This is a genomic window from Vibrio sp. Evd11 (genome assembly GCF_900382755.1).
Taxonomy (GTDB): domain Bacteria; phylum Pseudomonadota; class Gammaproteobacteria; order Enterobacterales; family Vibrionaceae; genus Vibrio; species Vibrio lentus.
Map to the genome: position 1 here is coordinate 14,856 of NZ_OSDX01000060.1, position 13,921 is coordinate 28,776.

Here is a 13,921-nt window from a genome sequence, read left to right on the forward strand (position 1 = left end):
TATTAGAGAACCTGCCGATTATGTTCGATGCGAATGACTTAAGTTTGCTACTTAGTTCTATCTTTTAAGTCTGGCAAGGCTTTAGGAACTTTCAAGCGACCAATAATTGAACGCGAATTCACCTTGCCAGTTCCCCCGTCAAGCGACATAGATTGGTCACTTGGTAGGATGCGTAGACCTTTCCACAAACGAATAAATACCTTTTTATCTTCACGCCCTTGTTGAAGCGCCTCGCTGTCTTCCACCCAACGCTTTTGAGAGCTCGCTTTATTTAGTTCGAGTTGAGTGGTTTCACTGCGTAATTGACGGTAAATAAAGGTTCTCAATGCAGACCAATTACCTTGCTTTAGTAAACGACGTAACGCCAACCAACTTGGTGCAGGGCGGTTTTTATAAAAACGCTTCAAAGAAACCAATAGCACAACACATAACGTCATTACCAAACCAATGCTGATAAAGACCGACATGTAAGCCTTGATGAAAGATTGGAGTGTGTGTTTTGCTTCAAACACTTCGCCTTGTATCACCACGCTTTCAAGCCGCTGGTTTTTGCTATCCCACCACTGGAATGAAAACTCTGGCAACGTAAATTCGCCACCTTGTTGAATCACATAGACCGTCTCTTCAATTCGGCTAGAACGGTAGTCACCACGTTCTTGTGTGTCATCTAAACGATTAGGTTGCGGGTAGGCTTGATATTGTTGAGTGGATTCATTGGTCAACACATTGGGAAGTAACACCGACAAACTGTCCTTCGCTTTGATCGTCACAGTTCGAGTAACCGCATCACCCACTTTTAAGTCCTCGCTCGAACGTTGCCATTGCTGCTCAACATCCACGTTTGTCGCAGAAAACCAAGGTGATTCATCGCTTAACAGACCAGACGGTAATGAGGCTTCAAACTTAATCGACTGCGTGGCAAGCGTACCGCCAACGTTTGAACCATCAGGAGCAGAAACTTGTACACGAACCGGCAAGGTTGGAATCACAAACTCGCCTGAGGTCATTGGGTAGAGTGTCACTTCCCAACGCTGGCGCGACCAGGTTATGCTACCCACTCTTTCAGTATAATTCGTCGCGAGTTGATTACGTTGTTTAGCAATCACGTTCGGGATTTCAATACCACCAATGCGAGTTCCACCCGTAAACCAACGCGGCGTCGCCACCTCAATATTCAAGATCACTTGTTCATTAACGCTAACTTTAAGCGGCGTTACCCTATCGCCTGATTTCGGCTTTTCCCCTACCCAAGCGATAAGCTCAACGTCACCATTTTTTTGCAGATCGAAGATATCGACCGCAGAAGCAAGCGTAGAGAAAACAGTGCTAATCAAGAGAATCATCGACATTAGCAAGGTCTTCACTAATTTAAAGGACTCTGAACGCCCTGGCTTTGCTTGAACCACTTCAAGAGCTAAATCATAACGACTCATTGTGCTTGCTCCTGTTTTAGCGACTGTTCCTGTTTTAACGACGGCTCGATCGAAGGCGCAGGTTCTCGTAGCTGAATTTGAAATTTGGACTTCAAGAATAACTTGGGATCCGCCTCTACTCGTTTTAACCACTTGTCTGCCAGCTCTTGGCTACCCAAAATTTCGTTAGCGTTGAGTGTTTCCTTAAGCATGAGTTCTGCGACCGTTTCTTCTTCTGCACCATCGCCAGTGCGTGGCTGATCGTCATCTAATTCTAATGATTCCTCAGGACCATCTGTAGTGCCTGATTGGCTTTCGCTGGTGCGATTGACCTCTTCGACAATACCGCCAATTACCGCTAAGTTATGCTCAACGTCAGGTCTTAGTTGTGGTGAAAGGTTTGGCTTTTCACTCAGTGCTTTCAATAAGTCTCGTGCGGCAAGGTATTCACGTTGACGGGCTAATGCACTCGCAGCGTTATACAAACCAAAATCGGTTTTCGTTTGTAAGAACGCACTATGTGCCAACTTAAAATCACGAGCATAATAATAAGCAACACCTTTTCTCATTGGATCTTTAAAGTGCTTGGCAGCTTGAAGATATTCTTTCTGATTCAACAGGCGTTGACCTTGTTGGTCAGGCGTTAGCCATAAGTCCCACCACCATTGAGCTGTTTTCTCCCAAGCGGTGACAGACTCCACCACGAGTGGTTTCTCAGCGGTTAAGTTGACTGTTTTCGCCAAAGTGTTCGGAGAATACACGCCGCCCGTGATCAGAACGCCAACCACACACCACTGCACTAACCACCCTTTTCTGAACCACAACAACATGATAATCGCCATTGGAATGAGCAGACCATAGCCCATGTCTTTCCAAGGCATAGAAGATTCGCCGTTGAGCTGCATGTTTCTCTCAACAGCCCGGTTTAGTTGCTGGATATCAGAATCATCAACGGTCACCTCAACCACTCGTCCACCAGTCTTGCTCGCTAAGTTACGCAGTGAGTCTAGGTCGACAGGGTTATCGCTGACCACATTACTGTTTCCTGCTGCTAGGATGAGCAACTGATATGGATTGTCGTTAAAGAAGCTCTCGTACGCTCTTATGGTACTTGGGTTTACACCATCTGATACTAACAGCACCGAAGAGCCTAATTCTCCAGATAGTTGTTGATTGATCAGTGGTAACGCTTCTTCCGCTGATTTACCTGAAACCGGCATAATGTCAGGTGTAATAGCCGCAAGAAACGGTTCAAATACCTTGCTGTCTTGCGTCACGGGCATCGCCACGTGCGCGCTGCCTGCATAAACCACTAAGCCCGTGTTACCGCCTTTCCGAGCTGCTAATAAGTCTCTAATTTTCTGCTTAGATCGTTCCAAGCGACTCGGTGGTAAGTCTTTAGCGAGCATGGATTCACTGTTATCAAGCACAACCAACATCGACGCTTTGTCTTCACCAAAAGGCGAAGCCTCACGCTGCCATGTTGGACCCGAGCAGATGACGATGGCGATAGTCACAATCACCACCAATAGCTTCAATGGTAACTGCTTACGCCAGCCTGTTTCGCCAATCGTCAATGCATTACGTAAGTGCGCAGGTAGAATGTCTCTCCACGTTGGCTTGGTCTCTTCTCTCCAACGAACCCATAACAGGAAAAACATCGGAATAAAGGCCAACAACCACAATGGTCGAATGAAGTGAAACTGGGTAAAGAACTGTTGCAGAGTGAGAGAATCAGGCATCGTCCTCTCCTTTCAATTTGTTAATTTTAGAGGCCAAAAACGATCTTCGGCGTATCGTCGCAAAACTAAAGGCAGTCAAATACATCACAACGACAATCGCCATCAGATAATGGTGCAGCCCCTGTTTAGGGCGAAAAGTGGTGCTTTCGTACAACTGAGGTTCTAGTTCACCGATTTGAGCGTAGGCTTTGGTCAGTTCGTCGCGGTTAAGTGCTTCAAAGGCTTCGCCGCCGGATTCTAGAGCCACACGCTTGATGGTTTCCATATCCAAAGCCACTTCACCCACAGTTTGCGGATCGCCCATCGCGATAACGTGTATACGAACGTCTTTCGCTTTAGCAACTTTTGCAGCATCAATCGGCTCAACAAAACTTCCCGTATCATTACCGTCGGTTAACACAATCACGACTTTCTCTTTCGCGTTGGTATCGATGCTTGAGTCTTGAACTACAGCGCTCTGCTTCTCGCTTTGTTCAAACACCTTAATTGCCAAACCAATTGCATCACCTAAATGAGTACTTTGACCCGCCATCGCAACATCGGTTTGGTTGAGCAGCTCAAGCCATACCTCTTGGTCTGCCGTAAATGGGGTTTGTACAAACGCTGCATCACCAAACAGAATCAAACCGAGTCTGTCGCCTTTTCTGGTTTTTGCAAAGTCGGCTAACACTTCTTTGGTCGCGTCTAAGCGAGAGATTTTATCTCCTTGCTTAGAGGTAAAGTCTTGCTCTGCCATTGAGCCAGATAAATCGACCACCACCATGACATCACGACCTAGTTGTTCGCGAACCTGTGGCTCACCAAGAATGGTTGGTTTCGCTAGCGCACACACCACTAATCCCCAAGTAATAATAAGCGTGGTTCGTTGCCACCAACTAGGTGTTAATTGGCTTGCACCTTCAGATGGCGCCTCCCCAATCGCTTCAACCAACTCGCTGAAGAATGGCACCTTGATGGCCATTTGCTTGGTGCGATAAGCAGGCACAGCAAAGTAGACCAATAAAGGTAGAGGTAACGCCATAAACCAAAGCGGGTGCACAAATTCAAAGTTCGCAGATAAAACATCAAACATTGTCTTGCTCCTCAACCGTCACCTGTACATCTGGTTTTGTTTGTACATTCGGCTTGTGAAGTTTTAACCACATCATCGCGGTTTGAATCACTTCTAAACGTTGTTCGAAGGTTAAACGCACGTTAGGGTTTATCAGGCTTTGCATCCATAACCCCGAGACTTCATCAGTAAAAAATGCACTGCTGCTTGTATTAGTGTTAGCACCAACTGGCAGATAAGCGTTCAAGCGATTCACATAGGCTTGACCAAACAATTTTGCATTGCTGTTGTCTAGGTAGCGCAGTACCACTTTCAATACTTTAAAAGTTCGTTCGGTTGAGTTTTTATCTCTTGCATCTAAAAGCATGAGTTCTTTCAGTGCTTCTTGACGATAACGATTGTTCCACCATCTCTGCGCCAAACGATAAGCCAGATAGGTAGCGACCAATAACAAAATAACGCCGAGGATCTTCCAACCCATCGTTTGAGGAGCCCAACTCACACTGTCAGGAATGGCGACATCGTGCAACTCGCGAAGAATGTAAGTACTTGGAGGAGTATGTTCAACGGCCATTTAGCGCCCTCCCACTAGCTTTTGCAGCTGCGATATGTGATTGCCTGACGTGTCTAATTCGATGTAAGGGAGGTTTTTCATCGCCATTAATTTAGCAAGGGACTGTTTCTGAAGTGCCGCTTTTTGGGCAAGGCTTTCACTTGCGAGGTTTACCTTAGATTGGCTATCCAGATTAAGTTGAAAGCGACCATCACCCACCACCCAGTTTGCGCTTGCAAGATCTTGAGGCAATGACTGTTCTAATGGGTCGGTGACCATAATGGCCAAGATATCGTTGTGTTGCTGTAACTGCTTTAGTCGATCGAGATGTTGTTCTCGACAGTCTCGCCAGTCACTAATGAATATCAAGGTTGATTGCTTGAGTCTCATTCGTTTGATCAGTTCAATCCACTGGTTAAAACCAACATTATCGCCATCACTTACGTTGACGCCTAAGCTTTGATTAGCTTTGGTAAGATGCTTTAACTGAGCCAGTAAATCAGACTGTGAACGCTGTGCTTTAGTATGGAAAAGTTTTTGATGTGAGGCCAAAACGAAACCGACACGGTCACCGTCTTTAAGCACCCGCCATCCACACAATGCCGCCACTTCGGCAGCGACAACGGATTTCATAGTGTCTTGAGAGGCAAAAAACATTGAACTGCGCTGATCAACACAGATCATTACATTTCGGTCTTTCTCTTCGGTATAGCTGCGAACATGAGGTTTACCCGTTCGCATCGTGACTTTCCAATCGAGGTTACGAATATCATCACCAAGTTGGTAGTGACGCAGCTCCTCAAAATTCAAACCACGGCCACGGAACAGAGAGTTATGTCTGCCCGAAAGTACGCTGCCCGCTTTTAGATGTGGTAGCAGAGAGAAAGACTCAGCTTGAGCCTGAATTCGCACTAACCTTGAATAGTCACAATACAGCCGTGGATCAAGGCCTTGTGATTTGGGAGCTTGTGTTGGCTTCGCCATAACGCCCCCTAGTTATCCGATCTCAACATTATCAAGCAGTTCTTCAACCACTCTTTGATGGTCAACACCATCGGCCAATGCATCGTAAGACAACGAGAATCGGTGGCCTAATACGGTTGGCAACATGGCACGCACATCGTCTAACGTGACGTGGTCACGTCCTTGCAGCCACGCATAAGCGCGAGCACATTTATCCAATGAAATAGAAGCACGAGGACTTGAACCAATTTCAATCCATTTCGATAAGTCTGATTCTGGATAACGCTCAGGTTTTCGCGTTGCCATTACCAAGGCCACGATGTAGTTCTCAACTAATTCGGAAACGGCAATTTCTGGGAGTTGACGACGAGCCTCAAGTACCAATTCAGGTTCGATGTGTTGCGGTGTGACTAGCTCTGAGCTCGTTTCGCTGCCTAGCTCCTCACTGCGCACTAGTCGAATGATGTCGCGCTCAGCTTCATCCTCTGGGTAGTCGACCGTCACCTTCATAATGAAACGGTCCATTTGCGCTTCCGGTAGTGGATACGTACCTTCTTGTTCAACTGGGTTTTGAGTCGCTAACACCATGAACAGGTCTGGAAGGATATGAGTTTGACCGCCTACGGTTATCGTCCCTTCCGCCATCGCTTCAAGCAGTGCTGCTTGCACCTTCGCTGGAGCACGGTTCACCTCATCGGCCAGAACAATGCTATTGAAAATAGGACCCGGTTGGAAATGCAGTTGAGGTTTACCATCTAGCTCTTGATACACTTCAGTACCCGTTACATCTGATGGCAGTAGATCGGGCGTAAACTGAATACGGCCAAAGCTTGTATTCAGTAAATTCGCCAACGATTTCACCGAACGCGTTTTTGCTGTACCGGGAAGCCCTTCTAGAAGCACATGGCCATTGGTCAATAACCCTATCACCAGAGCCCGAACGACGTGGCTCTGACCGATAACACTTTTCTCTGTTTGTTCAATCAGTTGGTTTATTGCTTGTTGCGCATGGTTCATAGGTCTTCCCTTAATTCAATCTGGCTGCGTACATCCTACTCACAAACCCCATAACTATTAGTTATAAGCACCATAAATTTATAAGCGTATCGCCACGTTGATCATGGCGCTCTATTTCAGCTTAACTTGTTGCTCGATAAGTGCTTTCTACTTGCTCAGTGCTTTTGCTTTCAACTGCTGAATTGCCTCCGGTGGTGCGACTTTGCTCAATGATGAAATACATTGCTCAAACGCCTTTGGTGCGCCCGGTTTATGACTGTTTCGCGCCAACACTTCACATTGGGCATACAGATGCTGTGGGTTACGACTGAATTGGTAAGCCTTATTCAATGACTGACTCGCGGCAAGCACATCAGATTTCTCTAAAGCCAAGCCGTACACATACCAATATTGTGAGTCGGTTTGCGCCGTTTCAGCGGCTTGTTTTAGGTAGTTAGTCGCTTGCTGGTAATCTTTCACTCGCAACATTGATAGCCCTGCACTGTATGGCAACACACTCGAACTTGGTTGAGCTTGGATACCTTGTTTCAGTGTCGCCAATGCTTTTGGCTCGTCGCCAAGTGCGCGATACAAGTCAGCAAGGTTGGCATAACTGTTCTCGAAATAAGGCTCTATCTCGATAGCGCCTAGATAAAACTCAATCGCTTTGTCGTGCTGACCTAAATCTCGGTAAACATTACCTAGGTTAGTACGACCAAATCCTCTGTCGGCATTAAATTGTTGTATCTCAATGTACTCTTGCAATGCAGGCTTGATTTGATCTTTCTGCAGAGGGTTCATTTCTCCCCAGTAACGTACTAGCGCGCCTGCAGTTTCTGAACGAATCGACAATACAGGGTCTTTCAGCAGCGGCTCTAAAATCTGCCAACGGTCAGTGAACGGGAAACCAGACGAGCCTTGCACAACGCCCAAACGGATCATTTCATCATCATGTTTCACCGCTCTTGCTAGCGAGATAAGCGTATTCTTACCCGTATTGCCGCCCAAACGTTCTAAGCTAGATGCACGAATGATATTGCTTAAGCTGGAGTCCTGAGCCGAGTATGCCAACGCATCCTCCGCACCTCTGTGTCCTATTAAATCCGCGTAAAAAGCAACGGCAAAGTGCTGCTGATTACGATACTTAGAATCTGGGAACCACTCGCCAATTTGTTTATCTGCCCACTGGTCGGTTTGATCTTCATGGCAGCTAGTACACACATTCGGCGTCTTAATGTGTTGGCTAATATCAGGACGTGGGATATGCCAACTGTGGTCACGTCTTGGGTCGACCTCCATATACGTCGTTTCTGGCATGTGACAAGTCGTACATTGTGAAGCTTCGGTATTCGCCTCGTGGAAGGTGTGCTTTTCAGGCGTGTATTCGGAAGCAATGTGACATTGACTACATACGGCTTCCTCTGCAATTTTTAATTCTGCGGTATGAGGATCGTGGCAGTTAGTACATGTGACGCCTTTTTCAGCCATCGCCGATTGAAGAAAAGAGCCGTAAACATAATCTTCATCGTAGATTTGACCATCGTTATGGTAAAGCTCAGGAGTAATCAAGCTTAGGCGATACTTATCAAAGAAAGACCCGTTAACGTGATCACCCGTTTCATTTAACTGAGTACGTCGGCTGTGGCATTGAGCACAGGTTTGAACTTGGTTGGTATGGATGATGTCTTTTGGTTGTAGGGTTGAGTTGCCCTCTTGGTAGACCCATTCTTTCACCGACTTCGACAAGTCGCGATCAAAGCCATAATGCGCCGAGACTTGAGCATCCTTTTCGCCGCGGGCTTTTGCTGATTTGGCTTCGGCTAACTGGGCTTGCTTAACATGCTCGCTTGCAGGGCCATGACAGGCTTCACAACCGACATTAATCTCAGACCAAGTAGTGTTATAGGTGTTGCTTGCGCTGTCATAGTTTTTTTCTAGATTCGTTGAATGGCAATCGGCACACATGAAGTTCCAGTTTTGGCCACTGTTCGTCCAGTAAAATTCATCGGTGTTGGTGGTATCAGGATAAAGGTGAAACCAGCGTTGGCCTCCTTCGTCCTCAGTGCGAGAATCCCAAGCGAAAGGAATCAACTGTACACGACCATCTTCAAACTCAACCATGTACTGTTGTAGTGGTTCAAAGGCAAAGGTATAGCTGATTTTGTAATCTTGATATTGGCCGTTTGGCCCTTCGATGTTGACCCAGAAATCATCGCCTTTGCGAAAAAATCGGTTGAGTTTTCCTTTGTGGGTAACGGTTTGATCGTTGAAGTCGCCCAATACCGATTCATCAGTCGCGTGCTTCATCGCCATATCATGATGAGAGCCTTGCCACGCTTCGACTTCTGCGCTGTGACAATCAACACAAGCCTCAGAGCCTACATACGTAGCTTGAGAGTTGGCTGATTCTGATTCTGTAAATAAAGCTTTTGAACCAACTGACGACACTTGTTCATTGGCATACACATTGAAACTCAGTATCGGTAACATAAGTATCGGTAAATTGAGTAAAGACAATATTGCGGATAATACTGCAGCTCGCTGGTGTTTCAATCCGTTCACTAGTGAGCACAGCCATGCAGACATAACATTCCTTGTTTTTATACATCCATATGCTTAATAAGGTAGACGTAAAAACAACCGAATTACAATTATTTAGTAGCAGTTAGCTCCATAGTTGTGACTCATATTCACGACTCGTGATTACTCATCGATATGCGCATAAAAAAAGAGCTCCTAGGAGCTCTTTCGTGTTATCAGTTTCACTGTGTAACAGTTTACTTATTATGGTTCTCTTGAAGTTTTTCCATAACCTGATCCAAGCTAAAGCTTGCCGCTTTTTGGCGTGGTGGGTATTCGGCAAACGTTTCTAAGAACTCGCCTACATACGCTTGCGCAGGAACGAACATATAAGCATGGTCTAACAACCAATCATAATATGTATTCGATGTAATATCTGCGTTTTCGTATGGGTCCATACGCAGGTTAAACAGCTTAGGAAGACGTAACGTCACGAACGGTTCTGACCAAATCTGCATGGTACCCGTTGCACGTTGCTCCATGAACACCGCTTTCCATTGGTTGTAACGAAGCGCCGCTAAATCACCATCATCGGTAAAGTAGAAGATCTCTGAACGACGGCCTTTTTCTTCTTCACCCGTTAGGTAAGGAAGGAAGTTGTAACCATCTAAGTGAACCTTAAACGTTTTATCACCCGCAGTATGACCTTTCAGTAGTTTCTCTTTGATTTGGTCATCACCGGCAGCGGCAACGAAGGTTGGCATCCAGTCCATATGGTGCATGATTTCGTTGGATACGGTTCCTGGTTCAATCTTACCAGGCCAGCGAACCATTGCAGGTACACGGTATGCGCCTTCCCAGTTAGTGTTTTTCTCGCCACGGAACGGGGTTGTACCCGCATCAGGCCAAGAGTTCATGTGTGGACCGTTATCCGTTGAATAGAAAACAATCGTGTTATCTTTGATTCCCAACTCATCCACTTGCTTCAATAGTTGCCCAACGTGTCGATCGTGCTCAACCATACCATCAGCGTAGTTACCGACACCGGTCACACCTTTACTATCGGCTTTCACGTGCGTTCTAAAGTGCATACGTGTTGCGTTCCACCAAACGAAGAATGGTTTGTCCGCTTTCACTGCGCGATCCATGAAATCAAGTGCCGCGTCGAGTGTTTCTTCATCGACAGTTTCCATACGCTTACGCGTCAAAGGACCAGTATCTTCAATCTTGCCATCAGCAAATGACTTGATGACACCACGAGGACCAAACTTCTTACGGAACTCAGGGTCAGTTGGGTAATCTTCATTTTCTGGTTCTTCTTCAGCATTCAGGTGGTAAAGGTTGCCAAAAAATTCGTCAAACCCGTGTGCTGTTGGAAGAAATTCATCTTTGTCGCCAAGGTGGTTTTTACCAAATTGACCTGTCATATAACCCATGGGTTTTAGCATTTCTGCAATTGTCGCGTCTTCCGCTTGCAAACCAATGTCTGCCCCCGGCAAACCTACTTTACTCAAACCCGTTCGCAATACGCTTTGTCCCGTAATAAAGGTGGAGCGACCCGCGGTACACGATTGTTCTGCGTAATAATCGGTAAACATCATCCCTTCTTTGGCGATGCTATCAATATTAGGCGTTTTGTAACCCATTAAACCAAAGGTGTATGCGCTAACATTAGACTGCCCAATATCATCCCCCCAAATCACGAGAATATTCGGTTTTTCAGCTGCGAATGTGGTGGTAGAAGCCGCCATCATCGCCGTACCCAAAATCGCTAAACGACGTTTAACGCCATATTTCGCTGCCATAGAAACCTCTTCTTAAGTTATTTGCATCCTGCCCTACAACGTATAGTCCATTTCTTGAGCATGCGCGAGGCTCGCTAAGCTATTAATCTTTTTATCATTTTCAATTCAGATACGGATGCAGAAATCATCTATAAGGTTTACGGTAACAAACATGATAAGGATCACACATGTTATCTAAGGGTTTCTTCAGACCACCAACCTAAAACTAAGATAATCAATAACTTAATTACACCTCATAACGATTGGTTATAAGCACTATAAAAGGACGTAACGAAATTTTGAGAATAACATTTGCTCATCGATGCGTTGTTCTAACGCATTAATCTTAAAAGTGAATCGGAGTCCTTATGGGTACTAAAATTAATAAACTGGCATTAGGTGTTGGCTTATTAGCAGCTTCTTCAGCGGCAACAGCAGCAGAAAAACCAAACATTCTTGCTATCTGGGGTGATGACATTGGTGTATTCAACATCAGTGCATACAACAACGGTATGATGGGTTACGAAACACCTAACATCGACCGTATTGCTAACGAAGGCGCACTATTTACTGACCACTACGGTCAACAATCGTGTACTGCTGGTCGTGCTGCATTCCTAACGGGTCAAGAACCTTTCCGTACTGGTCTACTGACTATCGGTATGCCGGGTTCGGACCACGGTATCCCTGATTGGGCTCCAACTATCGCAGACCTTCTTAAAGAACAGGGCTACATGACAGCTCAGTTCGGTAAAAACCACATGGGTGACCAAGATAAGCATCTTCCAACGAACCACGGTTTCGACCAGTTCTTTGGTAACCTTTATCACCTAAATGCGGAAGAAGAGCCGGAAACATACTACTACCCTAAAGACCCAGAGTTTCGTAAGAACTTTGGCCCTCGTGGTGTAATCAAGTCGACTTCTGACGGTAAGATTGAAGATACAGGCCCTATGACGCGTAAGCGTATGGAGCACGCGGATGAAGAGTTCCTAGAAGAATCCCTAGCATTCATGGAAAAAGCAGTGAAAGATGACAAACCATTCTTCATCTGGCACAACACGACTCGTATGCACGTGTGGACTCGTCTACAAGAGAAGTATCAAGGTAAATCTGGTATCAGCATCTACGCGGACGGCATGCTAGAGCACGATGACCAAGTGGGTATCCTTCTAGACAAGCTTGATGAGCTTAAAATCGCAGATAACACTATCGTAATCTACTCTACCGATAACGGTGCAGAGACAGTATCTTGGCCTGATGGCGGTGCAACTTACTTCCACGGTGAGAAAGGTACAACTTACGAAGGCGGTATGCGTGTTCCTCAGCTAGTTCGCTGGCCTGGAACTATCAAACCGGGAACTAAGATCAACGACATCATGAGCCACCAAGATTGGATCCCAACACTAATGGCTGCTGCTGGTGATGATAAAGTGGTTGAGAAGCTTGCTTCTGATAAAGGTGCGACTTACAACGGTAAAAATTGGCGTGTGCATCTAGATGGTTACAACTTCCTACCTTACTTCGAAGGTAAAGAAGAAAAAGGCCCTCGTGACAGCATGCTTTACTTCTCTGCAAACGCTGAGTTAAACGCAGTACGTTGGAATGACTTCAAGATCTCATTCGCAGTTATGGACGGTAACATCACAAACGCCGTGCGTTTCCAACCAAACTGGCCTCAAGTTGTACACCTACGTGCTGACCCATTCGAAAAAGCACCACATGAATCTGGCATGTACCTACGTTGGATGGCAGACAATATGTGGCTATTCGTACCAGTAGGCGGCAAAGTGCAAGAGTTCATGAACACGCTACCTGACTACCCAATGCAGCAAAGCCAAGTGTTGAACCCAGGTAACTTCAACCAAAATGCTTACATGCTTCAAGGTAAACTAAAGCAACTAGAAGCGGCAGCTGCACAAGCTAAATAATTATTAGCTAGCGCTGATAAAAGTAAGACAAAGCCGTGATAGCTCAACCGCTACCACGGCTTTTCTGTCTTTTGTCCTTCAAGCAATTGGAGCAGCCAAATACTTGTAACGATCAACGTACCTAACAACCCTAAGTACCAAGGCTTAGGCTCCCCTTTCAAAACCCTTTCTAGCAAACGAAGTTCTATTTCTTGGGCTTGCAACATTTCCATTATGACACTAGGTTTATATTAATAATGCGTAATATGAGTAGGCTCAGACGGATTTTGAGTCGGTAAATGATCGGAATTGAGATGGAACTTACGTTATGAGAACGCCATATTTAGCAGGAATCAGTATAACTGTCCTTTGCGTTTTAATCGCCATACTGGTCTATGACGCCTCCTCTTCAGATATGCACACTTCATTTGAACCCATTGAGAATCAACGTCATGAAAGCGACCACGATGACGCACATTCTTCAGCCCACATCTCCACATTAGACGCACAAGACACCAAACAGGCGGCATTTTCAGACCAAAAAATATTCCCTATTCCTCACTCGCCCGAAATAGATCATGAATTGGCTAAAATAGGTTGGGCACTATTTAAAGACCCGAATTTGTCGTCCAACCGCAGTGTCAGCTGTGAAAGCTGTCATAGTTTACAAACTAACGGGGCTGAAGTGATTCCTGTGTCGATTGGCGTTAATGGAGCGGGGATGCGAAATTCACTCACCGTTTTTAACACTGTCTTTAACTATCGATTCTTTTGGGATGGTCGGGTGAACAACCTTGCTGACCAAATCGACGGCCCTGTACACAACGTCGATGAAATGGATTCCAATTGGGAACTTATTACCAATTACGTATCCCAATCGGACGACTACATCCATATGTTCCAAGCGGAACAGCTACCTATTGAAACTGCATCACTTAACAACCACCTACTAAAGTAGGTGGGTTAGTATTACGGACTGAAAGTCCGGAT

General features: G+C 45.7%; 9 protein-coding genes and 1 pseudogene. 2 read left to right on the forward strand and 8 right to left on the reverse strand.

The features are described 5' to 3' along the window. Positions 1 to 47: 47 nt before the first annotated feature. From ED652_RS19195 to ED652_RS19230, 8 genes are all read right to left on the reverse strand, one after another. Positions 48 to 1,433: a BatD family protein gene (locus tag ED652_RS19195; protein ID WP_122055828.1), complete on the reverse strand. Its 1,386-nt coding sequence runs from the start codon at positions 1,431 to 1,433 to the stop codon at positions 48 to 50. After that, positions 1,430 to 3,154, reverse strand: coding sequence for a VWA domain-containing protein (locus tag ED652_RS19200; protein WP_122055829.1), 1,725 nt, complete (start codon positions 3,152 to 3,154; stop codon positions 1,430 to 1,432). The genes ED652_RS19195 and ED652_RS19200 overlap by 4 nt, the downstream gene beginning before the upstream one ends. Next, the gene (locus ED652_RS19205) at positions 3,147 to 4,226 is read right to left on the reverse strand and encodes a VWA domain-containing protein (RefSeq protein ID WP_122055830.1); all 1,080 of its coding nucleotides are present in this window, start codon (positions 4,224 to 4,226) and stop codon (positions 3,147 to 3,149) included. The genes ED652_RS19200 and ED652_RS19205 overlap by 8 nt, the downstream gene beginning before the upstream one ends. Beyond that, positions 4,219 to 4,779: a DUF4381 domain-containing protein gene (locus ED652_RS19210; RefSeq protein ID WP_122055831.1), complete on the reverse strand. Its 561-nt coding sequence runs from the start codon at positions 4,777 to 4,779 to the stop codon at positions 4,219 to 4,221. The genes ED652_RS19205 and ED652_RS19210 overlap by 8 nt, the downstream gene beginning before the upstream one ends. Next, positions 4,780 to 5,742 (reverse strand): DUF58 domain-containing protein, encoded by a 963-nt coding sequence (locus tag ED652_RS19215; RefSeq protein WP_102473127.1) that lies wholly within the window; start codon positions 5,740 to 5,742, stop codon positions 4,780 to 4,782. It abuts the gene before it with no gap. Between the two features lie 12 nt (positions 5,743 to 5,754). Continuing rightward, on the reverse strand, positions 5,755 to 6,738 hold the full coding sequence (locus ED652_RS19220; RefSeq protein WP_102473126.1) for a MoxR family ATPase: 984 nt from the start codon (positions 6,736 to 6,738) through the stop codon (positions 5,755 to 5,757). Positions 6,739 to 6,885: 147 nt separating this feature from the next. Then, positions 6,886 to 9,303 carry a multiheme c-type cytochrome gene (locus ED652_RS19225; protein ID WP_122055832.1) on the reverse strand — a complete coding sequence of 806 codons (2,418 nt, stop codon included), beginning with the start codon at positions 9,301 to 9,303 and terminating at the stop codon, positions 6,886 to 6,888. 191 nt (positions 9,304 to 9,494) lie between these two features. After that, the gene (locus ED652_RS19230; protein WP_122055833.1) at positions 9,495 to 11,042 is read right to left on the reverse strand and encodes an arylsulfatase; all 1,548 of its coding nucleotides are present in this window, start codon (positions 11,040 to 11,042) and stop codon (positions 9,495 to 9,497) included. Positions 11,043 to 11,389: 347 nt separating this feature from the next. Between ED652_RS19230 and ED652_RS19235 the strand changes: the two genes are divergently transcribed. Together ED652_RS19235 and ED652_RS19240 are read left to right on the forward strand one after the other, a co-directional pair. Further along, entirely contained in the window at positions 11,390 to 12,952 is a 1,563-nt protein-coding gene (locus tag ED652_RS19235; protein ID WP_122055834.1) for an arylsulfatase, read from the forward strand. Between the two features lie 307 nt (positions 12,953 to 13,259). After that, positions 13,260 to 13,832: pseudogene (locus ED652_RS19240) on the forward strand (cytochrome-c peroxidase); the annotation flags it as partial. Positions 13,833 to 13,921: the final 89 nt, after the last annotated feature.